Origin of the sequence: Sodalis praecaptivus, from assembly GCF_000517425.1 — a bacterium.
Lineage (GTDB): Bacteria > Pseudomonadota > Gammaproteobacteria > Enterobacterales > Enterobacteriaceae > Sodalis_A > Sodalis_A praecaptivus.
In genome coordinates this window covers 4,057,845-4,083,048 of record NZ_CP006569.1, presented here as the reverse complement: position 1 = coordinate 4,083,048, position 25,204 = coordinate 4,057,845, and the positions used below count along the sequence as shown (strand labels likewise).

Sequence of the window (25,204 nt, the reverse complement as noted above, 5' to 3'; positions counted from 1 at the left end):
GTCAGCTCATCGGTATCTTCAATGACACGACCCGACTTTATCCGCCACTGGCAAGAATTAGAAGACGATGGCAACGACACCTATGAAGGCGATAACGAACGTTTCAGCTTCGGTGCGCCGCTCGGGCGGGCGCTGGGGCTGACGCGTATCGGCATCCACCATGAGCGTTTACCCCCCGGGCGGCGCAGCACCTATCCCCACGCGGAAAGCCAGGAAGAGGAATTCGTCTATGTCCTGGCGGGCAATCCCGACGTCTGGCTAAACGGGGAGCTGTACCCTCTGTCGCCGGGTGATGCGGTCGGGTTGCCGGCCGGTACCGGAATTTGCCATACCTTCATTAATAACACCGCAGACGATGTGATGCTGCTGGTGGTGGGGGAGGCCGACAAGCCGGAGAACCGGATCCGCTACCCCATGAATCCCGAGTATGAAGCGCGCCGCGCCGACCGCTGGTTGGATTATCCCGATCTGCCTTTCGGCGATCACGACGGCAAACCGGCCGTGCCGCGGCCTTGATGTCCACATCGCTCCCGGCGTTGTTCCCCTGCTGAGACAGGCCGCAGGCGGCAGGGTTGGCCGCAGCCGCAAAGCGCTGCTAACCTGGTCGCAACCCTGTGGGGGGCGTTTTCCCGTCCCCCGGCGGTAAATAGGCTTGCCGAAGCGTCTCCACGGGTGAACGTGCGCGTCACTGCTCCCGTGGTCCTACCGCGCGGGCAAGGGGCGCCCGTGGGAATAAGAAAGTTGACCCCGCCGGCGGAAAATTTATCTGTTTACCAAGGCGGCAAACGCGACCCGCGAGGGTGAAAAATAGTTTTGGCCCGGGATCATTGAACCTCTTTTATTCAATTACAGTAATAAATAACACCACGTCGGAATAATGTTGCTTTCCATCAATAATAGGCGAGATGACATTGCCATTATGCCCCGTTTAATCCGCGGATATCTCATGGCGCCGGCCGCGGTTGGCGAACACCCATCGCCAATATCCGCCAATGACTATCCTCTTTAATATCTTTGTGGTGCGCGCTTATTTTTATGTGCGACAGGGCGGGAATAATCCCTATAAACGCTGTGCAATATTAAACGGATCCTTTTGATGTTTATTCTTCGTTAAGGAGTCAGGATTTATAGTGCCCGGAAATATGATATTTATAGGGTAACTGCCGTGAGCTTCTATCCGTCTTTTTCTTCCCTCATGACCGACAACGGAAATAATAGGACGTCGTACTCTGGGCGCCTTTGGCCATTGCAGGAGCAGGCAGGTGTCTAACGTCGCGCGTTTGAGCTCGGTTTCGGTCGTCATTCCCCTTTTCAACGAGGAACTAAACCTGCCGGCCCTGCTGCTGCGCACCGAGGCCGCCTGTCGCCAGCTTGGGCTGCCCTACGAAATTATCCTGGTGGATGACGGTAGCCGCGATGGCACCTCCGCGCTGTTGCGCGCCGCCGCCCAGGCGCCCGCCAGTCGGTTTGTGGCGGTGCTGCTCAACCGTAATTATGGGCAACACCCCGCCATCATGGCCGGCTTCAGCCAGGCGCGGGGAGAGGTGATCATTACCCTCGACGCCGATTTGCAGTCGCCGCCGGAAGAGATTCCGCGCATGGTGAGCATTGCCAGCGAAGGCTATGACATCGTAGGCGCAATTCGTGCCAACCGCCGAGATGGCTGGCCGCGCCGGCTGGCCTCCGTTGCGGTGAACGGGATTATCCGTCGCGTCACCGGTAAAAGCACGGCGGACTATGGCTGTGCGCTGCGCGCCTATCGTCGGCCCATCGTCACGGCGCTGCTGCAAAGCCGCGAGCGCGGCATCGTTCCCATCCTGGCGAACAGATTGACCGAGCGCATTACCGATATAGAGATAAGCCACGCGCCGCGAAAGCACGGCACATCAGGGGGCAGAACCCTGAGCGGCTTTCACCGTCTGTGCGATCTGGCCGCGACGCTGGTTACCGCCCCGCTGCGTCTGCTGAGCGTTATCGGCGGTATCGTCGCCCTGGCCGGGTTTTGCATGGGGCTGGGGATGCTGCTGCTGCGCTGCCTGCTGGGCCAGGTCTGGGCCGGGGACGGCGTGTTTACGCTTTTCGCCTTTCTCTTCACCTTCGTCGGGGCACAGCTTCTGGCGCTGGCGCTGCTCGGCGAGTATCTCGGCCGCATCTACCAGATCCTGCGCGACCGACCCGGTGCGGTAATCCGGCAGGTTGTGGGCGCGTCACCGGCCGCGCGCGGCGAGATATCGTCATGAGCGGCGAATACAAGACGGACGGGGAACGGGGCGACATCGTCTGGCGCAGGGGGAAACCCGGCGTTTGCGCCACCGGTGCGGTGCCGGCGGCCGTTCATCCCTCCCTGCGTGGCGCCCGGCCGGGAAGTTTCGGGGATAAGGCCGGGATCTGGCTGGGTCTGCTGGCGGTGTTTTTCGTGCTGACCTATCTGGTACCGCTCGAAGGGAGGCTGTTGTGGCAGCCCGATGAAACCCGCTACGCCGAAATCAGCCGGGAAATGTTGGCCAGCGGCGACTGGACGGTGCCTCATTTACTGGGGCTGCGCTACTTTGAGAAGCCGCTGGCGGGATACTGGATGAATAACATCGGTCAGTGGCTGTTTGGCAGTACCAACTTTGCGGTGCGGTTCGCCTCGGTGCTCAGTACCGGGCTAAGCGCGCTGCTGGTGTTTGGTCTGGCGTGGACGCAGCGGCATCAACTGCGTCAGTCTGTGCTGTCGGCGCTCATATTTCTGTCGCTGCTGCTGGTGTTTGGCGTCGGCACCTACAGCGTGCTGGATCCGATGCTCGCCCTCTGGCTTAACGCCGCCATGGCGGCGCACGTCTTCGCCTTGCGCGCCAACAGCCGGACGGGGCGATTCTGCGCCTGGTTGGTGTTCGGCCTCGCCTGCGGCCTGGGCTTTATGACCAAGGGGTTTCTTGCCCTGGTGGTACCCGCTATCGCGGTCCTGCCGGTGTCGCTTTACTACCGGCAGTTTAAGTCAACGTTAGGGTACGGCGCATTGGCAGCGCTGCTGGCGGCGCTGGTCAATTTGCCCTGGGCGCTGAGGCTGGCGCGGCTGGAGCCGGATTTCTGGCGCTACTTTTTTTGGGTAGAACATATTCAGCGCTTCGCCGCGGAAAATGCCCAGCACAGGGCCCCGCTTTGGTTTTACCTGCCGGTGCTGGTGTTGGGGTCGTTGCCCTGGCTGGGGCTGCTGCCGGGCGCATTGGCCGCGGGCTGGCGCGCGCGCCAGACGCAGCCGGAACGCTTCTTGCTTCTGTGCTGGGTGATGATGCCGCTGCTGTTCTTCAGCGTGGCGAAAGGAAAATTGCTGACCTATATCCTGCCGTGTATGGCGCCGCTGGCGTTGCTGCTGGCGGCCCACGGGCGAGAGTGCGCCGACGCGCTGCGGTGTAAGGTCTTCAACGCCAACGCGAATATCAATACCATCTTCGCGCTGGGCGCCATCGCCGCCCTGTTGCTGGCGGGCAGCGGTATGCTGCCGTGCGCGCGAATTTACTCCACCGGCGAGTGGCCGCGCATTGTCATCGGTACGCTGGCGTTCGCCGGTTGGCTGTGTTTTGCCGCGGTGTCGCGACGGGCACAGGGGGACCGCTGGGCGCTGGCGGCGCTTTGTCCGCTACTGTTAAGCCTGTTGGTGGGGCAGATCATTCCCCAACGCGTCATTGATGGGAATCAGCCGCAGGAATTCATCCGCCGTCATGAGACCACGCTCAACCAAAGCCGCTATGTGCTCAGTAATCATGTCGGCGTAGCGACGGCGCTGGCCTGGGAGCTGGAGCGCAACGATATCGTCATGTATGACGATAAAGGCGAGTTAGCCTACGGTTTGACTTACGCCGATGCGCAGGGACGCCATCTGAGCCGGGAGGATTTTCCCGCGTGGCTAGCGCGGATGCGCCATAAGGGGGACGTGGCGCTGCTGCTGTTGCTTGATCGCGGGCAGGATCTGCCGCCCGGCCTGCCGAAGGCGGATATGGTGCACCGTAATCACCGCGTGGCGCTGCTCCACTATCAGCAGCGGCCATGACGCTCGCAGTCACCGGCCTGTTGTTTGCCGTACCGGTTGCGGAGTGACCGCCCCCCGCGGGTGGGGTGGCTTTAGTGCCGCGGATGACAGGTCTTGGCCGCCGCGGGCGATAAGGTGTCATTGTCGCTGATAAGGGTTTCTGCCGTCGCGGGCGGGGGGATTGCCGCTGATGGGCTGTCTTTGCCGCCGCGTAGGGGGGGAGTGTCACGGAGGGAGCGTTTTGCCGCAGCGAGAGAGGGGAATACCGGAGCGGGAAGCGTCCCCCGCCCCGGTCGTGGGGATCATTTATACAATTCTGCGGTGCCGCTCATGGTATCGGTGCCGCCAGCGGAAGTAATGCGATAGGAGGAAGCGTTCGCTTCATCCGCCTTGGCCTCTAATTGCTGCTGTAAATCGGTCACGCTACTGTTGTACGTCGTGGCGGAAACGGTACCCATCGGCTGCTGTCCGGGCGGCGGCGAGGTGACTTCCTGCGCAGCAAGCAGGGGGAACGAAAAGGTTGCCAGAATAAGCGCCGTCGCGGCAATAAATGTCATTTTCATATTAGTTTCTCTCATTAGGGATAAGTGTTAATTGCCACCCTGTCATGACGGTCGGCGTGGTCTCGTCGACCGCGGGTGACCCTAGGTTTGTCGTTATTCTTGTCGTTTATGCATTAGTGCAGTTTGCTTTGTTTCCTACCGGAAAGGTTGTTGTCTTGTCTCTCCACGGCCCCGCGCCATCACGACCGTGATCCGTGTCGCGAGAATGCTGCCGTGACGCCTCAACGGGCGTCGCGTGTACCGTCGATGCTCGGCAAGCGCGGAAGGCGCATGGGCGATGCGCTTATGGGTGACATCTCCGCGTACCTCACGACACCACCTGGCGAAAGAGTGGAAATATAACGCGATGATTGACAATAATTTAAGGGTAGGCAGCATCCCAGCAGCGGGCAATGACCCGTCAATCAATGAGTTATTGCATGATGATCGCCCGAGCCAAGGTGTGACGGCGTTCGGACCGCGAAAGGCGTCGCGATCCCGGCGGACACCGCTTGCTTTCAAGGGATTAAATTCGCTATTGTTATATAACTTTTTATATAACGATAAGCAGAGACAATGAAAAGACATCTATTTAAAACGGTACTTGCAGGGACCTTGGGCATTTTCCTCGCGTTGCAGGCGCAGGCGGCGAATGAAATTCGCGTGACCTATGCGGGCTCAATGGGCGTGGTGATGGATAAGCATCTGGGACCGGCATTTGCCGAGAAAGAGCACCTTACTTACCAAGGACAGGGGCAGGGTGCTTACGGTATGGCGCGCCTGCTGGCGTCGAAAAAAGTCGTGGCGGACGTCTTTGTTTCCATCACCCCGGGGCCGATGGATATCCTCAAACAGGCGGGGCTCATTGACAGCGCCGTGCCGGTGGCCAGTACCCGCATGGTGATAGCCTACAATCCGAAAGGCAAATTTGCGCCGGCGCTGGCCGCCGCTAAAGAGGGCAAAGCGGACGCGCAACCCTGGTGGAAAGTGCTGCAAAGCCCCGGGTTGCGTTTTGGCCGCACCGATCCGGTCAGCGATCCGCAGGGGCAAAACATCGTCTTTACGCTGTTGCTGGCGGAAAATTTCTATCATCAGCCCGGTTTGGCGCACCGTATCCTCGGCGACGTGCAAAATCCACAACAGGTGTTTGCTGAAGGCGGATTGCTGACCCGGCTGGAAGCCGGACAGGTGGACGCGGCTTCCGGCTATGAGAGCGCGACGATTTCCGCTAAGCTGCCCTATATCACGCTGCCGGACGAAATCAATCTGAGTAATCCCGATATGAACGAGCAATGGTATAGCAAGGTAAGCTTCCCGGTGCGCGACGCGGCGGGTAAAGAGAAAGTGCTGCACACGCAGCCGCTGGTGTTCTATGCGGCGGTGCTGAAAAATGCCCCCGATGCGCAGGCAGGACGCCGTTTCATCAGCTTTATGCAAAGCGTGGCCGGTCAACAGTTGCTGAAGGATAACGGTTATGGCCAGCCGAAAGGCGGCGTGCTGTATCCGTAACCGCTAATGATCCGACGCCCGTTGTCGCCGGCCGGCTGGTTCGGCGCGCCGGCGCTGCTGTTGCTGGCGCTGCCGTTTATCACCCTCATTGGCGTGACCTCGTGGGGGGAATTTCATCTGGCCTACGGCGACTGGAATGCCGTAGCGGTGTCGCTCGGCCTCAGCGCGGTTTCCGTGCCGCTCATCATCGTGCTGGGCACGCCGCTGGCGCTGTGGCTGGCTCGTGCCACGTCGCCGCTGCGGCGCTGGGCCGAGGTGCTGGTGCTGATCCCTCTACTGACCCCGCCGCTGGCCCTGGGTATTTTACTGGTATCGGCCTACGGCCCCTACAGTACTTTGGGTGAAGCGCTGGCGACGGTGGGACTGGCCCTGACCAACAATGCCGCGGCTTTTGTGCTGGCGCAGGTTTACGGCGCGCTGCCTTATTTCATCCTGTCGGCGCGAGCGGCCTTTGAAAGCGTACCGCCGTCGCTTGAGGACGCGGCCAAGGTGCTGGGCGCGCCGCCGCGGCAGGTGCTATGGCGCGTAACGCTGCCGCTGGCGCGGCGCGGTCTGGCCACGGGGCTGGCGATCGCCTGGGTGCGCGCCGTCGGTGAATTCGGCATCGTGCTGGTGTTTTCCTATTTCCCGCAGGGGATACCGGTCAAGCTGTATATCAACCTGCAAAATGATGGCGTCAATGCGGTTTATAGCCTGATATGGTTACTGCTGCTGTTTACGCTGCCTTTCCCGCTTTGGTGTTTAGCAACGGGCCGCCAATGGCGCAGGCTCGCCTGAGATTCTTTACCTGTCTAAAAGCCGCGTAACGGCCGTACCCGTCTTCCTGACCGCCTGATGCATGCGATGACGTTGCCAACCGGCCACGGCCTCCTCATTTTCCCACCAGGAAAGGGAAAGACTTTTCCCGGGGGATTCTGACGCTGGAAACGTTCGATAGCGATAAACCTCCGCATCTCTGCCAGTAACGGCTTGAGCTCAGTGGCAAGCTGGAGCTAACGCGCCTGTGCGTCAAGGCGGGGAATTATCGTGAAATTATTGCTACTAGAAACAATAGACGGTAAAACTAATGCCGCTATGGCACGGGTCGCGTCTTCGCTGGCATGACCGCAACATCACAGACAATTAAAAAAACAATTAAGGATCCTCCCGAATATGTTGAACAAAATTACCCGCCTGTTCCCGCTGTGGGCTATTTTATTGTCCATCGTCGCTTATTATACGCCGGGCAGTTTTACGCCGATCGGCGCCTGGGTGAGCACGCTGTTAATGCTTATCATGTTCGCCATGGGCGTGACCCTGCGCTTCGCAGATTTTAAACGCGTACTGTCCCGTCCTGCGCCGGTGGCCGCCGCCACCTTCCTGCATTATTTGGTCATGCCGCTGGCGGCCTGGGTCTTGGCCTGGCTCTTTCGTATGCCGCCGGATTTATCTGCGGGGATGATCTTGGTCGGCAGCGTCGCCAGCGGCACCGCGTCCAATGTCATGATTTATCTGGCGAAGGGGGATGTGGCGCTGTCGGTTACTATCTCCGCCGTGTCGACGCTGGTGGGGGTTTTCGCCACGCCGCTGCTTACGCGCCTTTATGTCGACACGCACATCAAGGTGGACGTGGCGGGCATGCTGATGAGCATTCTACAGATCGTGGTAATACCGATTTTCGCCGGACTGGTGATCCATCATCTGTTTACCGCCACGGTCAAAAAGGTCGAGCCGTTTTTACCTGCCTTCTCAATGGTGTGTATCTTATTGATCATCAGCGCGGTAGTGGCGGGCAGCCAGAGTTTTATCGGCTCGGTGGGTCTTATCGTTATTGTGGCGGTGATCCTGCATAACGGCATCGGACTGCTGGCGGGGTATTGGGGCGGCCGGCTGTTCGGTTTCGACGAAACCACCTGCCGTACCCTGGCCATGGAAGTCGGCATGCAGAACTCGGGCCTGGCGGCGACGCTGGGCAAGATCTATTTCACGCCGCTGGCGGCATTGCCCGGCGCGCTGTTCTCGGTGTGGCACAACCTGTCCGGCTCGGTGCTAGCGGGCTACTGGTCGGGACGCCCCATCCCCAAGCGGGATTCCGCCGTTCCTGAAAAACGGGGCTAGCCGTTCCGGTCCCCGTCCGGCGTGGTCAGGTCGGGGCCGTTGCCCTCCTCCTCGGGCCAATATGCCTGTCGGCCGTCGATGATCAACAGGACCAGCAGGATGTTGACCATGGCCGCCAGCGCCGTGCCCGGTAACCGCTCATGCAGCCCCCCACCCTAAGCAGAGTGGCGCTGTCCTACTGGTCGGTCTCGCCGCCGGCGGCGCTATCGCGTCCATCGGCGGCGGCGCTCAAGGGCTGGCCGCTCACGCTGGCGGTCAGCTGACTTAGAAAGCGCTCCGCGTGGCGCGGTGAGCGCAGCGGGACAAACTGCACGTGCCGATAGCGTGGGTCTTGCTGAATCGCCAGGTAGCGCCGGCGGTTGCTGCGGTAGGTTTTTAGCGTCCAAAGCACCACGGATTCGCGGCTGAGAAAGGATCGCCGAAGACTCTCCCGGTTGCCGGTACCGGGCCAAATCTCCTGCTGCCGCCAACTGCGGCGCCAGGCGCGAGCGGTGGCCTGCCATAGGGTGCGCGTCAGGCTGTAATCCAGCCAAACGATCATCTGCGCCTGCCGCCATTTTATCCCGCAACTGCGATGATAGTTGCCGTCCAGCACCCAATGCGCCTGCGCCAAAGCCTGTTCTAGGCGGGCAAAAAACGCCGCATCGCTGCTTGGGGTCCAATTCGGTTGCCAGAACAGCGCGTCCATTTCTATATACGGGATCGCCAGCTGCGCCGCCAGACGGCGGGAAAAGGTGGATTTGCCGCTGCCGCTGGTGCCGACAACATTAATTTTCATCCGTCGCTCCTGACGCGCCAGGCCGAGAAATCAGCCATAATGGTGCCATAATAGGGTAAGCCAGCTGGTCGCGGCCAGCACTATCGCCATCAAGACCGCAGCTGATCCCATATCTTTTGCGCGTCCGGCCAGCGGATGCCGTTCTGGACTCACCCGATCGATTAGCGCTTCGATGGCGCTATTAAGCAATTCCACCACCGCCACCAAGATGACGGGAAGGATTAATAGTAACCGGCTGATGGCATCAATATCCAGCCAGCAGGCGACGGCAATGGCGAGTGCGCCGAGGACGATTTCCTGACGAAAGGCCGCCTCATGGCGCCAGGCGGCGCGAATGCCCTGGACCGAATAGACAGTGGCTCGCGACAGGCGCATCAGGCCGGTATGTTTGTTGTTCATAATGCTCCGTGATAGCGGCGTCATGTCGTCGCAGGCAAAACGGCGCTGGCGGCAGAACGACGGTTTACCGGCAGGGCGATGTAAAGATCAGGGCCGGCTAATGGGCTTTATGATAACAGATAGCGCGCGCGCCGTATGCCAGGGACGGTGTCAGTAACCGACGCGTGCGCGCCAACGAGCATGCGGCACAACCGCCAACGGCGATTGGGTTTAGGCAACACGACCTAACAAGAGGGCAGCGGATTATTATCTACGTTGAGATACGCCAGGCCCGTCAGCAGCGTTTTTGGCAATGCGGTAAGTTGATTATTGGTCAGAGTGAGGTGAGTTAAACTGGCGGGTAATGTCTCCGGTAGGGAGACCAACTGATTGTTCTCCGCCTGCAACCGCGCGAGACCTGCAGGCAGGCTGGCCGGCAGCGTGCGCAATAAATTATTTCTTACCTGGAGATAAACCAGCGTCTCGGGCAGACAAGGGGGCAACGCGGTAAGCTGATTATGGCCAAGATAAATTTGGGTCAGTCCCGCTGGCAGGCAAGCCGGCAATGAGGTCAGCGAATTGTTGCTCAGATTAAGAAACATCAGTCTGGGTTGCTTTTCGCCAAGGGTGTCCGGCAGACGCGTTAATTGGTTGAAACTCGCGTCGAGGAACAGGATGTCTTTCGGTAGCGCGTCGTCAAGCTTCCCCAGCCAATTGTTGCTGATGAGCAATGTGGCAATGGCGGTATGCAACATATTCGGCAACGACTGAAGGTTATTGAAATTGGCGCTCAAGGTAATCAACCTCGGCGGTAAAACGTTCGGCAGCGTAGATAATCTGTTAGCGTCGACGGCCAAATGCGTTAATTGCGTGGGCAGCACCGCGGGCAGCGCGCTGAGGCAATTATTGCAGACTTTTAACGTTAGCATGCCCGCGGGCAGCCTTTCCGGTAGGGCTGTCAGGCTATTATTGCAGGCCAGCAGTATTTTCAGTCTATCAGGCAAATTTTCGGGCAGCGCTTCCAACTGATTATAATCCACCAGCAGAAAGGTCAACTGTGGCGGCAAATTCACGGGTAATTCCCTAAGTTGATTATTGCTGGCGTCTAAATACTCCAATTCAGGAGGCAATTCGGGCAATATTTCTAAGCGATTGTCGGAAAGATGTAGCTTTATGCACGGCGGTAGCGGGGAGGGAAGCGAGGACAAATTCATTTCTGTTAAATACAGCTCATGGTCATTGTTGGCCAAACAATTTTTCATTCTTTCGCAGGCGATAGCGCGATGCTCCAGCGAGCCTGGCGGCGCGTTATTCATCCAGGTCTCCCAGATTAAATGATAATCTTCCTGACGCCGTCCCGAAGCTTCTTCGGCGACGGTAAGGCGGGGCGGCCGGCTTACCGGGACGTCCGCAAACGAGTAGGAAGTATAATGGGGGTAACAGGCATGATAAGGTCGTAGAGCACTACTATTCATACAATGATGACTCCCTGGTTTGGCATGAGTGCAAATAGGTGTTAGCAAGGGATGTTCGCCAAAAGTCAATATTGATTAGCCTTGACCTGCTGGGAGGAGATCCGTAGAAAACAGGTCAGGTTAATAATGGCAAGGTGGCGAGAATGCCATAATGGTGCGCACCACACTTTAAAAAACCGGCCTTTGATTCGGCCGCGGGTAAATAACTCATGGTATGTTTTGCAGCAACGTAAAGCGCAAAGCGAAGCTGAATCAAGCGCGGCGCGAATTGCAGCGGAGGTCCTTGGCAATCGAGCGTTAGCGAGGTTGGTCCTGCGCCGTAGGCGGCCATCCGCGATCCCTGTCTGACGCGTCAGGGAACAGCTCGGCCGGCGCGGTTGCCGCCATTTTCACGGCCCTAAGGGCGACTCGCGTTTAAGCCTGCGGCAGGCGTTAATGCCCATCAGATAGAAAGTCCACCAGAAATAGCAGGCTTGCCAAAACGACCGAGGCGCTATAGGCCAGGATCATAAAATAGCGTACCGGATAGTTGCCCAGGGTATCCGGGCAGGGATAAAAAGCGGACACTTTGTTGATAATAAAATTACTGCTGCCGATGAAACATAATATCACCGCGGCCAGGGCATAAAGATATTTATCGTACAAAATGGCTTCCCGTATGAAAAGCAGGGCAACCACAAAAAGAAGAAAGTTTGTCCTGGCCCACGCCAGTGAGGTTCTCTCGGGTTGTAAACCAGGGTCCCGCATCAGTTGGCCTCGTTCAGTCAATAAAGGTCAAATAGATAAATACCAAGACAATAAACAGCAGGTATAACGAGAGCGCAATAAGTAGCTTTGAATAGGGCATATCGCGGTCCGTGCGCATCGCTTTTTCATTTTCTTTCCAGCGATACCAGGCCAGGCCACCCAGTAAACCGGCACCGATGGCAAGGGAAAATGAGAGAATATGGCTGGTCCGGGACGAATCGAAATGAGCGGTAAACTGTTCCAGTCCCACCGCGCCGGCAAGAAGCGCCAGGGCAGTGCGGATCCAGGCGAGAAAGGTTCTTTCATTGGCCAGTGAAAAACGATAATCGGGACGTTTTCCTTGCTGCCACCATTTCAACTCACTTTTTTCTACCGGTTCTTGCATGCTTCCGCCCTGATAAAAAGTAAAATCGTGCGACGTTCATGTCGTGCATCAATCGACCAAGCCTTCAGCAAACGTTCTGCTTCGCCCGTAACATGGCTCACAAGCCACTCAGCCGTGGGGGCGTAAACGCAGGATTTCATACCGTATGCCGTAGGCGCCCCGGCAGCACTCGCTGACGCCGGCTGGGGCCCCCGCGGGGTGAATCCGCCGCGCAAAGGAGAGGTTGCAACAAGCGGCAAACGCTTTCAGTTTCTGGCCGACACGATTCATCTTACCATGAGCGGCTACGACTGACAGCTGCGACGCGCGAGGTTCCAATAACCTAAGGTACAGAATTTGACAAACTCCCGGCTCTTGGTTCCCCGTTGGCGCGTTCTTGCTGATAGGGGCGCGGCCGTTCCTTATTCGGGTGGGTGCGCTTAAGGAAGCTATGCCTTCTTAACCACAACCGATCTTGTACCCGCGGCAAGCGGCGCCTTTGCTGTACCAGGGCCTGAGGCATTTCATGCAGCGCAGTGAAGATCATCGGGGGGAAAGCCAGGCGCGGATAAGGTTCTAAGTAAGGACGGAGGGTGGGAATAATACGTGGAGCGGCAAAGGAAAGGGGGATCTGAAATGCCCTCTTTCCCGTAGGGTATCAGGACCTCCCTTCCGATTGATCCTGATGTCTTCTCAGCCATGGCGGCGGCCGGCGTCAGGCCCAGGCCCGCGCCTACAAATGCCCCGCCTCCATGGCTTCCAGCAGCGCGGCGATATAACCGTAGCAAAAGCTGAAGGCGACGCCTAACGGGTCTCGGCCGCCGATGGTCGGGACATGGTCCGGCATGATCATATAGGGGTAGCCAACCGCTGTCGCCGCAGGCGCTATTTTCGCTGGCCGCCGCGGGACATGAACAGGCGCAGGCGCTGATGGACGAGCACGGCGTCGCCCTTGGCCGCATCGCCGCCACCGCCGCGACGATCCTCGACCCCAGCATTTTGATCCTGGGGGGCGGCCTGTCGCAAAATCAGCCCTTCGCTCAACGGATTATGGACGAGTTTAGTCTACGAAATCAGGACACGCGCATCGAGGTCTCCCAAATGGGGCCGGAGGCCACGGTCGTGGGAGCATGTTTGTTGGCGCGGGATTTAGCCATCACGCATATCGTCGATCGGTATCATCGACCGATATGCGCCCGTCCAACATTGCTTGCGCCATAGCAGGAGCGTCCCGGCAAGGCATTATCGGTCGTGATACGCGTTTTTTAAGGCCGAGACGTTGGTGATGATGTCAGTGCCTTGACTGTCTCCCGCCTTTCGGCACGGAAGACACAGCAGCAGGCGCTGGGGAGCCGGCCTGTCGGTGAGACCCTGACGGCGAAAGCCGTGAGAGTTTGCCTTAAGGCGAGTGAGATATAAGCTGATGCCCGACGCAGACACCGTCCTGCCGAAGGCGCGGCCCATCAGACTGGAGTCGTCAGCGCTGTGGGCTGGCGATCGCACGCTTGACCGTTTCACTGACATGGCACGCCGCGGGAGGGTGCCCTGGGGAGAGGTGTCTAGCCGTGAGATCAGCACGGGCAGCACTTTTAGCGGGCAACAGGGTGTCACGATTGTGGGTCGCGAGGGCGACATCACGGTCACCGGCAGCGTTCTTCACAGTGAGCAGGGCGCCATCGGGCTGCGGGCGAAAAAAGACGTCATACTCGACAGCGCCACCGAGCGCGAGTCGCAAAACAGTGTCGAGCGGTCAAACAGCAAAGGGTTCTTGAGCAAAAGCAGCAGCCTCACCGTGACCAACGACCGTAGCATACGCGAGAGGGGCGCGCTGCTCAGCGGGGAGCGCGTCACCGTTACCGCCGGCAATGACTTGACGGTGAAAGGTTCAGCCCTCGCCGCCGACCGAGACATCAGCCTTCAGGCGGGTAATAACGTCGATATCATTGCCGCCACCGAAAGCGAGACGCACTTTCTGCTCGAGGAGAAGAAAAAGAGTGGCTTGCTGGGCAGCGGAGGCATTGGCTTTACCCTCGGCAGCCAGTCGAGCCGTCATCAGGTAGACGAAAAGGGGACCACGCAAAGCCTGAGCGTTAGCACCGTCGGCAGCAGTCAGGGCAACGTCAGCATCACGGCGGGCAGTTCGTTCAACCCCGCCGTCAGCTCGGCGCAGCAGGCCAGAAATGAGAGCGACAGCCGGCTGGCTGCCTTACAACCTGTACGTGAAATTGTTGCCATCGTATATAAGCAAATGAGTACGGAAATCGCCGCGTTGGATAAAAAGAACAGTCTTTCGGATAAGAGTATTTTAAAATAGGGAAATATAAGTCTCAGGCCAGCACTATCTGACTAAAAATTTTATTTTCCTTTTAATCTGCCCGCCAGTTAATGCCGGTAGGCTGCGGTTTTTTTCTTCAATAAAATTAACGAATTGATGGGGTGAATTAAGCTGAAACAAAAAAAGAAATCTGGAAAATAGAATCAAATACACTGTCATTTTTTTTTAGTGATTTTTGTGCTGATCAGTTTTTTTCTGGTGCAGAATAACACCCTCGTGTTGATGGACTGTCCTTAGGATCCTGGACACTTCTGGCCTGTAGTTAAATGGACAATATGGGCAAAACACTGAAAGAAAAATTGTTGATGCACACAGATTTTTGTGTAGAAAGGGAACTACAACTATTGACACAAATTGATTGACTTGAATTATTGCCAGCGCTTAAGAGTAAGGAACCCGCTGACACAGACTCCCTTCCTTGAGGGACTGATTCAGAGACGTTAGCCAGTTCCAGACCTGCCTACACCGGAATACATTCCGTGACGACCGGCCCCTGTATTAACCGCCCGTTAAGGTTCTTCTCTCTTAACCAGCGTGCTTTGATGCAGATGAATGGTGCCCGGACTCGGAATCGAACCAAGGACACGGGGATTTTCAATCCCCTGCTCTACCGACTGAGCTATCCGGGCAACGGGCCGCATTAAACCGTATTGGCTCGATTTCGTCAACGGGTTTATCCGAGAATTACGTGAAACCGTCGTCAATTGCTGAGTTTTCAGGCAAAACGCGGAAAATTCAACTCAAAGCGCCGTTTTTCCGGCACAGCGCCAGACGTAAAATATCTTCCGCCAGACGGCGCGCTACCGCTACATCCTGTGCGTTGTGTTTGACCAGCAGTTTGCTCAAGCAGCCCTCCAACACCAGCTCCATTTGCTGGGCGACCATGGTCGGATCGTCAGCCTCAAGCTCTACCAGTAGCGCCCGGGTGTAGCGATAGGACGCCTGTTTTTGCTGGTCCGCCAGTTGATGGATGGGGTGCGCCGTTTCGGGATAAAAGCTGCAGGCGGCGATAAACAGGCAGCCAGGATAACGCCGTTGCTCAACGTGCTCCGCCAAGATCTGATAACGCGCCAGCAATTTTTGCTGCGCATCCAGCGCATCATCTTGGCGTACGCGGTTGCGCCATTCGTCCACTTGGCCGGCATGGTAGCGCAAGCAGTCATAATGCAGCGCCTCGCGATCCGGCCAGTAGACGCTCAACTGCGCTAGCGGCAGCGCCAGCTCATCGGCCAGCATCGGCAGTGATACCCGCGCGAAACCCCGTTGCTCAAGCAGGCTCAGCGCCCGGTCCCGTATATGTTCTCGTTGCACATTTCCTCCTGGTTAACCGGCGGTTGCCTTGCTGAGTGTCGCTCACGGCGCCAGTTTCCGCAAATGCTGCGCAAAATCCGCCGCGTTCATAAAACCGGTTACCCGCGAGCCGGGGATTTCGTTGCCGCGGCTATCGAAAAACAAAATTGTCGGCAGCCCCATCACCTGCAGCTGGCTGAGCAGCATTTTTTGCGCGGGCGCATTAGCGGTAACATCCGCCTGAAGCAGAGTCAGGCGATGCATTTGCTCGGCCACGGCGGGATCGCTGAAGGTGTATTTATCGAACTCTTTACAGGCCACGCACCAATCGGCGTACACATCCAGCATCACCGGCTTTCCGGGGGCGGCATTTAGCGCCCGCGTGATTTGCTCAAGCGTTTGCACCGGCTGGAACGCCGGCGCCGCGCCGGTGGCCAACGGCGTGCCGGAGGGCGCTCCCCATAGCCAATCCTGCAGCGGCCGCGCGCTTATCAGCGTCAGGCCAAGCAGCAGCACCGCCAGCAGGCGGCCGCGGCCGCGGGCCTGCAGGCATAGCATAAATCCCCAGCCGAAAAACGCGACCGCCAGGAGGCTCCATAGCCGCGCCCCCCAGTTATCGCCCAGGATGCGCTCCAGCAAGAATACCGGCAGCGCCAGGATAACGAAACCGAACCCCTGTTTGACCTGTTGCATCCAGGGGCCGCTTTTGGGCAGCATTCGATGGCCGAACAGCGCGACCAGCACCAACGGAATACCCATGCCTACCGCATACAGCCACAGCGTGAAACCGCCGAACCACAGATTACCGCTTTGGGCGATGTACAGCAAAATGGCGCTCAGGGGCGCGGTGGTGCAGGGGGAGCAAAACAGGCCCGCCAGCGCGCCCATGATAAAGACGCCGGGTAAGGTGCCTTGACGCTGGCGGTTGCTCCAAAGCGTCAGGCGGGTCTGTAGCGCCGGGGGGAGTTGCAGGGTAAACACGCCGAACATCGACAACGCCAGCAGGAAAAACAGCACGGCAAGTCCAATCAGCAGCGCGGGCTGTTGCAGCGCCGCCTGGAATTGCAGGCCGGCGGCCGCCACCGCCACGCCCAGCAGGGTATAGGTAATGGCCATCCCCATAACGTAGACCACCGCCAACAGGAGTACCCGGGCGGCGCTAAGCCGCACGCGATTGCCGAGAATGACGGCGGAAATCAGCGGATACATCGGCAGCACGCAGGGCGTGAAGGCGATACCGATGCCAATAAGCAGTGCCCACAGCGGCGAAAACGGCACTCTGTCGCTTTGGGGCGGAGGCGCTGGGGTTATCATTCCCTGGCCGATCGCGGGCGAAGGTGTCGGGACGAGGGCGGCGCTGCCGGGGGCTTTCGCGTCAGCCGGCGCCGCCACGACGGCTGATAACGGAATGACCTGGGTTTCCGGCGGGTAGCAAAAGCCCGCTTCCGCGCAGCCTTGCCAACTGACCCGCAGCTGGCTGTCGTTTTGCGCCTGCGTCAGCGGCAGCGTGATGTGCAGGTCATCGCGGTAGATCGCCACATCGCCGTAAAACTCATCGTGATGACGGCTGCCGGCGGGCAGCGTGAAGGCGCCGAGGGTGGCGTTTACCGGCTCCAGCCGGATCTGCTGACGGTATAAGTAGTAGCCGGGATGGACGTCCCAGCTCAGCGTCAATTGCGATCCCTGCTGACGAAAATCAAAGCGGAACGCCTGATCCACCGGAATGAACTGGTTGCCGTGAGTATTGCCGAACAAGGCGGCCTGGGCGGGCGACGGCGGCAGGCATGCCAGCCACGCCAGCAAGATCAGCGTAAAGAGTCGTTGAGCCATGATAGATAATCGGGGTCGCCGCCGGTGACGGGCAGTACCAATAACTCCGGGGTTTGATAAGGGTGATGGGCTTTGATGTGCGTGAATACCGCCTGCCGCAGGGCCATGTGGCTTTTGATAAGCAGTTGCACCTCGGCCTGTTGTTCAAGCGCCCCCTGCCAGTAGTAAAGCGACGTGGCGCCAGGCAATAGCGTGACGCACGCGGCGAGGTTGCCGGCCAATAAGCGCTGGGCGATGGCGCGGGCGCAGGCGTCGTCGGGCGCGGTGCAAAGAATGATACACAATCCGGCATCGTCGGGCTGTGGGAGAACGCCTTCCGGCTTGCCGTCTGGGTTATCTGCCATTATCACCCCCTGTGTGGAAAACGCCGGCGGGCATTATAGCCTGTTCGCGCCGCCGGCGACAGTGCAGGGTCAGGACGGGGTATCGTCAGGATAGCGTTTGGCTTTGTATTCTGGATGCATCAGGTTTTGCAGCGAGAAGATATCATCCAGTTGCGCCGCGGTGAGCAGGCCGCGCTCGAGCACGACCTCGCGCACGCTTTTACCGGTCTCGGCACAGATTTTACCGACGATATCGCCGTTGTGGTGGCCGATAAACGGGTTAAGATAGGTCACGATACCGATGGAATTAAAAACATATTGTTCGCAAATAGCCTGGTTGGCGGTAATCCCGCCAATGCATTTGTCCTGTAGATTGAAACAGGCATTGGTAAGAATATGCATCGACTCGAACATGGCCTGGCCGATAACCGGTTCCATGACGTTTAACTGCAACTGCCCCGCTTCCGCCGCCATGGTGATGCAGGTATCGTTGCCGATCACCTTGAAGCACACCTGATTTACCACCTCCGGCAGCACGGGGTTGACCTTGGCGGGCATGATAGACGATCCCGCCTGCAGTTCGGGCAAATTGATCTCATTCAAGCCGGCTCGCGGGCCAGAAGACAGCAGCCGCAGGTCGTTGCATATCTTGGACAGTTTCACCGCCAGGCGTTTCAGCGCGCTGTGGACCATGACGTAGGCGCCGCAGTCGGAGGTGGCCTCAATCAAATCTTCGGCCGGGATGCAGGGCAGCCCGCTTATCTCCGCCAGCTTCTCCACCGCCAGCGTCTGGTACCCTTCAGGGGTGTTCAGGCGGGTACCGATAGCGGTCGCGCCGAGGTTCACCTCCAGCAGCAATTGCGCGGTGCGCAGCAGGTTTTTGTTCTCTTCCTTTAGCAGCACGTTAAAGGCGTGGAACTCCTGGCCGAGCGTCATTGGAACCGCGTCCTGCAACTGGGTTCTGCCCATTTTGAGAATGCCGTTGAATTGCTGCGCTTTTTTCTCAAAACCCGCCCCCAGATAATCTATCGCTTCCACCAAGCGCTGGAGCGCGTGATAGACCGCCAGGCGGAAACCGGTGGGGTAGGCGTCATTGGTGGACTGACATAAGTTGAGGTGATCGTTGGGATTAAGGAATTGGTATTCCCCTTTTTGGTGCCCCATCAGCTCCAGGCCGATATTTGCCAGCACTTCATTGGTATTCATATTAACGGAGGTGCCGGCGCCACCCTGAAATACATCCACCGGAAACTGATCCATGCAGCGGCCCCGGACCAGAACTTCATCACAGGCGCGGGCGATGATATCGGCGATATCCCGCGGTAGCGTCTTAAGTTCTTTATTGGCCAATGCGGCGGCTTTTTTGACCATCACCATACCGCGTACCAGCTCGGGAATATCGCTGATACGCGTATTGCTGATGTAGAAATTTTCACTGGCGCGCAGGGTATGAATGCCATAATAGGCGTCGGCCGGCACTTCACGGGTGCCGAGCAGGTCTTCTTCTATACGGATGAGGGTTGACATGCGTCTTCCTTGTAATTGTCGGTCTTTATCATTAATGTTAAAAGAAAATGGGTTAATATCTACTCTATATAGTGTCTTAAACTGACGTTGTTTTTATTTTTGCCATTATATTCTGTCATTAAGACAAGACCATTAAGCCGATCACGCTTAGTTAATCGTTTTTATTTAACCAGTTAGCGCGGGAGGTGAAGGGCGCTGGCAGGCCACGACTCGGCGTATCGCTTGAAAATTGTCTTAAGGGATACCATTACATTAAGACCAGCCGGCAACAAGGCGCATTTTTTGCGGTGGCGAATTTTATCGCTTTGGGCGGAACCTCTCGCGACGGCAATCGATAACACAGGAGAATTCGGTGCGTTGGATCCCGTTATTAATCATTTTTATCATCACCTACATTGAGATTTCCCTTTTCATCCAGGTCGCCCACGTGCTTGGCGTACTGGCAACGTTACTGCTGGTGATCGCGACGTCATTTATCGGTGTATCGCTGGTACGGGCCCAGGGGCTGCGTATTCTGGGGCAAATGCAGATCAAACTGGCCCGCGGTGAGAGTCCCGCCGGCGAGATGATCAAAAGCGTCTCGCTGTCGCTCGCGGGATTTCTGCTGCTGCTGCCCGGTTTTTTCACTGATTTCCTCGGTCTGCTACTGTTATTGCCGCCGATACAGAATCTGTTGACGCTGCGCCTGCTGCCTTATTTGCGTTTTCAGCGCGGTCCCGGCGCCGGCGGTGAGACCTTTGAGGGCGAGTACCGCCGTCATGATCTTCCTCACGACAGATTAAACGACCGGCGTGACGATGAAAAATAGGTAAAAAAAAAGGGTGGGGTGATAACATGTAACCTGTTGATTAAATTAACGTTAAATTTATTATGGCTAAAATTCCCTCGCTTAAGTGAAAAATTTTTTTTTTTCCCCCTTGAAGCTTCTCTGAACGCCCCCATCTTATTCACCACGAGGCCGGGCATAGCATCATGCCGGGCATTCATCCCAAAAAAACTGATACGGACTTTCTCAAGGGGAGCTATCAATGAAAATTCGTCCATTACATGATCGCGTTATCGTCAAGCGTAAAGAAGTTGAAGCCAAGTCTGCGGGCGGCATCGTGCTGACCGGTTCTGCAGCGGGCAAGTCCACTCGCGGTGAAGTACTGGCTGTGGGCCACGGCCGTATTCTGGAAAACGGCGAAGTGAAAGCGCTGGACGTGAAAGTTGGCGACATCGTGATTTTCAATGACGGATATGGCGTGAAGGCTGAGAAAATCGACAACGATGAAGTGCTGATTATGTCCGAAAGCGACATTCTGGCTATCGTTGAGCAGTAATCCGCGCGTAATCATCTGAACTGAACGAATTTAAGGGAAATCGAAATGGCAGCTAAAGACGTAAAATTCGGTAACGACGCTCGCGTAAAAATGCTTCGCGGCGTAAATGTTCTGGCCGACGCGGTAAAAGTGACCCTGGGTCCTAAAGGCCGCAACGTAGTGCTGGACAAATCCTTCGGCGCGCCGGTCATCACCAAAGACGGCGTATCAGTTGCACGTGAAATCGAACTGGAAGATAAATTCGAGAACATGGGCGCCCAGATGGTGAAAGAAGTTGCCTCTAAAGCCAATGACGCTGCAGGCGACGGCACCACCACCGCGACCGTGCTGGCTCAGTCTATCGTTAACGAAGGCCTGAAAGCCGTGGCCGCCGGCATGAACCCGATGGACCTCAAGCGCGGTATCGATAAAGCCGTTATCGCCGCTGTAGAAGAGCTGAAAAAACTGTCCGTACCTTGCTCCGATTCCAAAGCGATCGCTCAGGTGGGTACTATCTCCGCCAACTCCGACGAAACCGTCGGCACCCTGATTGCTGAAGCCATGGCGAAAGTCGGCAAAGAAGGCGTCATCACCGTGGAAGAGGGTTCCGGTCTGCAGGATGAGCTGGACGTGGTTGAAGGGATGCAGTTCGATCGTGGTTATCTCTCCCCCTATTTTGTCAACAAGCCGGAAACCGGCGCCGTTGAACTGGAAAGCCCGTTCATTCTGCTTGCCGACAAGAAAATCTCTAATATCCGCGAAATGCTGCCGGTGCTGGAAGCCGTTGCCAAAGCAGGCAAACCGCTGCTGATTATTGCTGAAGATGTTGAAGGCGAAGCGCTGGCTACGCTTGTGGTAAACACCATGCGCGGTATCGTTAAAGTCGCCGCCGTGAAGGCGCCGGGCTTCGGCGATCGCCGTAAGGCCATGCTGCAGGATATCGCTATCCTGACCGCGGGTACCGTTATTTCCGAAGAAATCGGCCTTGAGCTGGAAAAAGCTACCCTGGAAGATATGGGGCAGGCCAAGCGTGTTGTTATTACCAAAGACACCACCACCATCATCGACGGCGTGGGCGACAAGGCCCTTATCGATAGCCGCGTTACGCAAATCAACCAGCAGCGTGACGAAGCCACCTCCGATTACGATCGTGAAAAACTGCAAGAGCGCGTGGCCAAACTGGCTGGCGGCGTTGCGGTTATCAAAGTAGGTGCCGCTACCGAAGTCGAAATGAAAGAGAAGAAAGCCCGCGTTGAAGACGCCCTGCACGCTACCCGCGCCGCAGTGGAAGAAGGCGTGGTCGCCGGCGGCGGCGTGGCGCTGATTCGCGTAGCCAACAGCATTGCTGAACTGCGTGGCGACAATGAAGATCAGAACGTCGGCATCAAAGTTGCGCGTCGCGCGATGGAAGCGCCGCTGCGTCAGATCGTCGCTAACGCCGGTGAAGAGCCGTCCGTTATCGCCAATAAGGTGAAAGCGGGTGAAGGTAATACCGGTTACAACGCGGCGACTGAAGAGTACGGCAACATGATCGACATGGGTATCCTGGATCCGACCAAGGTAACCCGCTCCGCGCTGCAGTATGCGGCCTCCATCGCCGGTCTGATGATCACCACCGAATGTATGGTGACCGACCTGCCGAAGGAAGACAAACCTGACCTGGGCGGCGCAGGCGGCATGGGCGGCATGGGCGGCATGGGCGGTATGATGTAATCCCCCCGTATCGCTAATGGCGTTGAAACCCCCGGCTTGCCGGGGGTTTTTGTTTTTTTGGTAAAAAATTATCAACCAAGCGGGATTTAGGGTATAAATTCAGGGCGTCCACAGGACGGGCCGCCGGATAAAACGGGCCGGCCGCGCCAGCGGGGAGCGTGGCGCGCACAGCAAATTTGCCATACCCTTCAGGAATTCATGAGGAAAAAGATGCGGACCAAATTCTTAATGATGCTTTGTGCCGGCAGTCTGTTGGTGGCGGGATGCAGCAGTACGCATGATTTAACGGCAGCCGGCCAATCGGTGCGTTTCACCGATACCCAGCCCGGCAGCGAATGCCGCCTTTTGGGCGAGCTTACCGGTACTCAGAGTAACTGGTTTTCCGGCCAGAACGGCGAAAATAGCGCCATGCGTGGGGCCGCGAATGATTTGAGGAACCGCGCGGCCGCAATGGGCGGCAACGTTATCTACGGTGCCACCAGCCCGGTCAGTAAAAAAGAAACCTACCTGGCGAGCTTTGTACCGCTGGACAGTAAGATCCAGGGCCAGGTGTATAACTGTCCGTGAAGCCGTAAAGCCCGAGCTGCTGATCTGCCCGGCGGCCACGGTAGAGACCGTTTACCGCCGGCAGACAGCGGGCCATGGCGCGCCCTCTCCGGGCAGCCACAAACGCCAGGCTGGGGGCCATTCTTGCCACTCTGGCGCGTAGCCGCTGGGCAGCCAATGCCGTTAGCGTTGCCGCAGTCCCAGATCCAGCGGTGTCTTGCTGCGCTCGCCGCCGATTTCCCGCGCCAGCCGCGGCACCAGATAGCCTGATACTTTCTCCAGCAGTTGCCGCATAATCTCTCGTGCTTGGGTATCCTGCACCATAAAATGCGCAGCCCCCTGTACCCTATCCAGCACATGCAGGTAATAGGGCAAAATGCCGGCGGCGAAAAGCGTTTCACTGAGCGCGGCCAGCGTAGCCGCGTTGTCATTGACGCCGCGCAGCAGTACGCTTTGGTTGAGTAATGTCACCCGCGCATTGCGCAACCGTGTCATACTGTCGCACACGGCGGCATCGATTTCGCGGGCGTGGTTGATGTGGGTCACTAGCACCACCTTCAGTCGGCAGCCGGCCAGCCGCTGGCAAAGACGCGCGGTAATACGTGCCGGGATGACGACCGGCAGCCTGCTGTGAATGCGTAGGGTGGTCAGGTGGGGGATCTCTTCCAACAGACAAATCAGCTCATCCAGCTCATGATCCTTAGCCATTAACGGGTCGCCGCCGGAAAGAATGATCTCATTCAGTTCAGGATGCTGCCGGATATAGGCCACGGCGCGCAGCCAATTCGTTTTGTTGCCCTGATTTTCCTGGTAGGGAAAATGGCGCCGAAAACAGTAGCGGCAATTGACCGCGCAGCCGCCTTTCACCAGCAGCAGCGCGCGGTTTTGGTATTTATGCAGCAGGCCGGGCACTACGCTGTGCTGTTCGTCCAGCGGATCGGTGCTGAATCCCGGCGCTCGATCGAATTCCTCACGTGCCGTAATCACCTGGCGCAAGAGCGGATCGTTTGGGTCGCCCGGCACCATGCGCGCCGCAAAAGCGCGGGGAACGCGAAACGGGAACAGGCGTCGCGCCTCGGCGCCCTCGCGCAGGTCAGGGTGTTGCTCGAGCCCAAGGTGCTCTAGGAGTTGCACGGGGTCGGTGATGACATCGGCAAGTTGATGTAACCATTCTTCTCTAGCGGGCGTATTTCGGGTTATAATATGTGCCATTTTTTGGCTTAATTACCAAGTTTATATTTAAGAGGACCACCATGGCGTCTTATAGTACCAATGAATTCCGTTCCGGTCTTAAAATCATGCTTGATGGCGAGCCGTGCGCGATCATTGAGAATGAATTCGTGAAGCCCGGCAAAGGCCAGGCGTTCAACCGGGTCCGTCTGCGCAAGCTGGTTTCCGGCAAAGTGCTGGAAAAAACCTTCAAATCCGGTGACTCGGTGGAAGCCGCCGATGTGATGGATATCAACCTGACTTACCTGTACAACGACGGTGAGTTTTGGCATTTCATGAATAATGAAAACTTTGAACAGCTGGCCGCCGATGCTAAAGCCGTCGGCGACAACGCCAAATGGCTGGTCGAACAGGCCGAATGCGTGCTGACATTGTGGAACGGCCAGCCGATTGCCGTGACGCCGCCTAACTTCGTGGAGCTGGAAATCACCGAAACCGATCCGGGCCTCAAAGGCGATACCGCCGGCACCGGCGGCAAACCCGCCACGTTGACCACCGGCGCGGTGGTGAAAGTACCGCTGTTCGTTCAGATTGGTGAAGTGATTAAAGTCGATACGCGCTCCGGCGAGTATGTCTCCCGGGTTAAATAACGCGTTACGGGAAACGCCGTCCCAGAGGCGGCGGTAGCTGACTTTTGGCATTCGTGGATTTTTGGAACCTGGTTGGCAAAAATGACCAAGCTATTGTTGCTCGCCGTTCTGGCATTAACGACTTTAAGCGGGTGTAACACCACCCGCGGCTTCGGCGAAGATGTACAACATCTCGGCGGGGCCATTTCCCGGGTCGCCAGCTGATCTCAGCGCGTAAAAAGTCTGAAATTGAGCATGTTGGCTACAGAAACGGGATAGTTAAACTATGCTTATAGTGAATCACGTTTGGTGTTCATTATAAGGATAATACTATGTTGAAAAAAACTGTCATTGCCCTGTTATCAGTTGTGGTGTTGTCTTCCCTGACCGCGTGTAACACCACCCGTGGTGCCGGTGAAGACGTCTCTGCGGGGGGTGAGGCGATTCAGCGCGCAGCACAGTAACGGCAATTTGGTAGCGATTAGAGCTTCACCTTTGCGCACCGCGCCCCCTAAAGGCTTAGGATGATGTAGCGCAAGCGATGTCCGAGGGGTACGACCAGAGAAAGTGCTTGGCCGTATCCCTTTGCTTTGTATGATATTCACCCCCTCTGTGCTTTCACCACGCGTCTTCTTATG

The 25,204-nt window shown here is 57.4% G+C and carries 27 protein-coding genes and 1 tRNA gene; 15 read left to right on the top strand and 13 right to left on the bottom strand.

Translation table 11 applies throughout. The features are described 5' to 3' along the window. Nucleotides 1-21: 21 nt before the first annotated feature. From SANT_RS18220 to arnT, 3 genes are all read left to right on the top strand, one after another. The gene (locus tag SANT_RS18220) at nt 22-516 is read left to right on the top strand and encodes a cupin domain-containing protein (RefSeq protein WP_025423674.1); all 495 of its coding nucleotides are present in this window, start codon (nt 22-24) and stop codon (nt 514-516) included. A gap of 746 nt (nt 517-1,262) precedes the next feature. Then, entirely contained in the window at nt 1,263-2,240 is a 978-nt protein-coding gene (locus SANT_RS18215; RefSeq protein ID WP_025423673.1) for a glycosyltransferase, read from the top strand. After that, the gene (arnT, locus tag SANT_RS18210; RefSeq protein WP_081730480.1) at nt 2,237-4,033 is read left to right on the top strand and encodes a lipid IV(A) 4-amino-4-deoxy-L-arabinosyltransferase; all 1,797 of its coding nucleotides are present in this window, start codon (nt 2,237-2,239) and stop codon (nt 4,031-4,033) included. The genes SANT_RS18215 and arnT overlap by 4 nt, the downstream gene beginning before the upstream one ends. Nucleotides 4,034-4,314: 281 nt before the next feature. Here the strand turns inward: arnT and bhsA are convergent, their stop codons facing one another. Next, nucleotides 4,315-4,575: a multiple stress resistance protein BhsA gene (bhsA, locus tag SANT_RS18205; RefSeq protein WP_025423671.1), complete on the bottom strand. Its 261-nt coding sequence runs from the start codon at nt 4,573-4,575 to the stop codon at nt 4,315-4,317. Nucleotides 4,576-5,130: 555 nt separating this feature from the next. On the opposite strand from bhsA, the gene SANT_RS18200 reads away from it, so the two are divergent. From SANT_RS18200 to panS, 3 genes are all read left to right on the top strand, one after another. Then, nucleotides 5,131-6,063, top strand: a complete 933-nt coding sequence (locus tag SANT_RS18200; protein WP_025423670.1) for an extracellular solute-binding protein — start codon at nt 5,131-5,133, stop codon at nt 6,061-6,063. A 6-nt stretch (nt 6,064-6,069) separates the two neighbouring features. Then, nucleotides 6,070-6,840, top strand: coding sequence for a molybdate ABC transporter permease subunit (locus SANT_RS18195; protein ID WP_051440188.1), 771 nt, complete (start codon nt 6,070-6,072; stop codon nt 6,838-6,840). A gap of 375 nt (nt 6,841-7,215) precedes the next feature. Then, complete coding sequence (gene panS / locus SANT_RS18190; protein ID WP_025423668.1) at nt 7,216-8,160, top strand: ketopantoate/pantoate/pantothenate transporter PanS; 945 nt, start codon at nt 7,216-7,218, stop codon at nt 8,158-8,160. 175 nt (nt 8,161-8,335) lie between these two features. Here panS and SANT_RS18185 read toward each other — a convergent pair whose 3' ends face one another. From SANT_RS18185 to SANT_RS18160, 6 genes are all read right to left on the bottom strand, one after another. Next, entirely contained in the window at nt 8,336-8,938 is a 603-nt protein-coding gene (locus tag SANT_RS18185; RefSeq protein ID WP_025423667.1) for an adenylate kinase, read from the bottom strand. Between the two features lie 30 nt (nt 8,939-8,968). After that, nucleotides 8,969-9,337 carry a diacylglycerol kinase gene (locus tag SANT_RS18180; RefSeq protein ID WP_025423666.1) on the bottom strand — a complete coding sequence of 123 codons (369 nt, stop codon included), beginning with the start codon at nt 9,335-9,337 and terminating at the stop codon, nt 8,969-8,971. 224 nt (nt 9,338-9,561) lie between these two features. Further along, nucleotides 9,562-10,791, bottom strand: a complete 1,230-nt coding sequence (locus SANT_RS18175; RefSeq protein WP_025423665.1) for a leucine-rich repeat domain-containing protein — start codon at nt 10,789-10,791, stop codon at nt 9,562-9,564. Between the two features lie 115 nt (nt 10,792-10,906). Continuing rightward, a complete protein-coding gene (locus SANT_RS18170) occupies nt 10,907-11,122 on the bottom strand; it encodes a hypothetical protein (protein ID WP_025423664.1) in 216 nt (71 codons plus the stop codon). Nucleotides 11,123-11,223: 101 nt separating this feature from the next. Then, entirely contained in the window at nt 11,224-11,538 is a 315-nt protein-coding gene (locus tag SANT_RS18165; RefSeq protein WP_071882044.1) for a DUF202 domain-containing protein, read from the bottom strand. Between the two features lie 13 nt (nt 11,539-11,551). Continuing rightward, entirely contained in the window at nt 11,552-11,923 is a 372-nt protein-coding gene (locus SANT_RS18160; RefSeq protein ID WP_025423662.1) for a YidH family protein, read from the bottom strand. A gap of 849 nt (nt 11,924-12,772) precedes the next feature. On the opposite strand from SANT_RS18160, the gene SANT_RS18155 reads away from it, so the two are divergent. Both SANT_RS18155 and SANT_RS18150 read left to right on the top strand, forming a co-directional pair. Beyond that, the gene (locus SANT_RS18155) at nt 12,773-13,123 is read left to right on the top strand and encodes an ROK family protein (RefSeq protein ID WP_081730479.1); all 351 of its coding nucleotides are present in this window, start codon (nt 12,773-12,775) and stop codon (nt 13,121-13,123) included. Nucleotides 13,124-13,325: 202 nt separating this feature from the next. Beyond that, nucleotides 13,326-14,216 carry a hemagglutinin repeat-containing protein gene (locus tag SANT_RS18150; RefSeq protein WP_025423660.1) on the top strand — a complete coding sequence of 297 codons (891 nt, stop codon included), beginning with the start codon at nt 13,326-13,328 and terminating at the stop codon, nt 14,214-14,216. Between the two features lie 574 nt (nt 14,217-14,790). Here SANT_RS18150 and SANT_RS18145 read toward each other — a convergent pair. The 5 genes from SANT_RS18145 to aspA form a co-directional block, all read right to left on the bottom strand. After that, nucleotides 14,791-14,866 (bottom strand) — tRNA-Phe (locus SANT_RS18145). A gap of 106 nt (nt 14,867-14,972) precedes the next feature. Further along, nucleotides 14,973-15,548, bottom strand: a complete 576-nt coding sequence (gene dicD / locus SANT_RS18140; protein ID WP_025423659.1) for a division control transcriptional repressor DicD — start codon at nt 15,546-15,548, stop codon at nt 14,973-14,975. Between the two features lie 42 nt (nt 15,549-15,590). Then, nucleotides 15,591-17,357, bottom strand: coding sequence for a protein-disulfide reductase DsbD (locus SANT_RS18135; RefSeq protein ID WP_025423658.1), 1,767 nt, complete (start codon nt 17,355-17,357; stop codon nt 15,591-15,593). Next, nucleotides 17,333-17,701 (bottom strand): divalent cation tolerance protein CutA, encoded by a 369-nt coding sequence (gene cutA, locus SANT_RS18130; protein ID WP_025423657.1) that lies wholly within the window; start codon nt 17,699-17,701, stop codon nt 17,333-17,335. Before cutA ends, SANT_RS18135 begins: the two co-directional genes overlap by 25 nt. Nucleotides 17,702-17,770: 69 nt before the next feature. After that, a complete protein-coding gene (gene aspA / locus SANT_RS18125) occupies nt 17,771-19,207 on the bottom strand; it encodes an aspartate ammonia-lyase (protein WP_025423656.1) in 1,437 nt (478 codons plus the stop codon). 352 nt (nt 19,208-19,559) lie between these two features. On the opposite strand from aspA, the gene SANT_RS18120 reads away from it, so the two are divergent. The 4 genes from SANT_RS18120 to SANT_RS18105 all read left to right on the top strand — a co-directional run bounded on the left by SANT_RS18120 (nt 19,560) and on the right by SANT_RS18105 (nt 22,788). Next, nucleotides 19,560-20,015: an FxsA family protein gene (locus SANT_RS18120; protein ID WP_025423655.1), complete on the top strand. Its 456-nt coding sequence runs from the start codon at nt 19,560-19,562 to the stop codon at nt 20,013-20,015. 220 nt (nt 20,016-20,235) lie between these two features. Next, nucleotides 20,236-20,529 carry a co-chaperone GroES gene (locus SANT_RS18115; RefSeq protein WP_025244364.1) on the top strand — a complete coding sequence of 98 codons (294 nt, stop codon included), beginning with the start codon at nt 20,236-20,238 and terminating at the stop codon, nt 20,527-20,529. A 45-nt stretch (nt 20,530-20,574) separates the two neighbouring features. Continuing rightward, a complete protein-coding gene (gene groL / locus SANT_RS18110) occupies nt 20,575-22,221 on the top strand; it encodes a chaperonin GroEL (protein WP_025423654.1) in 1,647 nt (548 codons plus the stop codon). 210 nt (nt 22,222-22,431) lie between these two features. Then, nucleotides 22,432-22,788: a DUF4156 domain-containing protein gene (locus tag SANT_RS18105; protein ID WP_025423653.1), complete on the top strand. Its 357-nt coding sequence runs from the start codon at nt 22,432-22,434 to the stop codon at nt 22,786-22,788. 162 nt (nt 22,789-22,950) lie between these two features. Here the strand turns inward: SANT_RS18105 and epmB are convergent, their stop codons facing one another. After that, nucleotides 22,951-23,979 (bottom strand): EF-P beta-lysylation protein EpmB, encoded by a 1,029-nt coding sequence (gene epmB, locus SANT_RS18100; protein WP_025423652.1) that lies wholly within the window; start codon nt 23,977-23,979, stop codon nt 22,951-22,953. Nucleotides 23,980-24,020: 41 nt separating this feature from the next. On the opposite strand from epmB, the gene efp reads away from it, so the two are divergent. From efp to SANT_RS18090, 3 genes are all read left to right on the top strand, one after another. After that, the gene (efp, locus tag SANT_RS18095) at nt 24,021-24,587 is read left to right on the top strand and encodes an elongation factor P (protein ID WP_025423651.1); all 567 of its coding nucleotides are present in this window, start codon (nt 24,021-24,023) and stop codon (nt 24,585-24,587) included. Between the two features lie 81 nt (nt 24,588-24,668). Next, a complete protein-coding gene (locus tag SANT_RS23580; RefSeq protein WP_071882042.1) occupies nt 24,669-24,791 on the top strand; it encodes an entericidin A/B family lipoprotein in 123 nt (40 codons plus the stop codon). 107 nt (nt 24,792-24,898) lie between these two features. Further along, nucleotides 24,899-25,030 carry an entericidin A/B family lipoprotein gene (locus tag SANT_RS18090; RefSeq protein WP_025244633.1) on the top strand — a complete coding sequence of 44 codons (132 nt, stop codon included), beginning with the start codon at nt 24,899-24,901 and terminating at the stop codon, nt 25,028-25,030. The last annotated feature ends 174 nt before the right edge of the window (nt 25,031-25,204 follow it).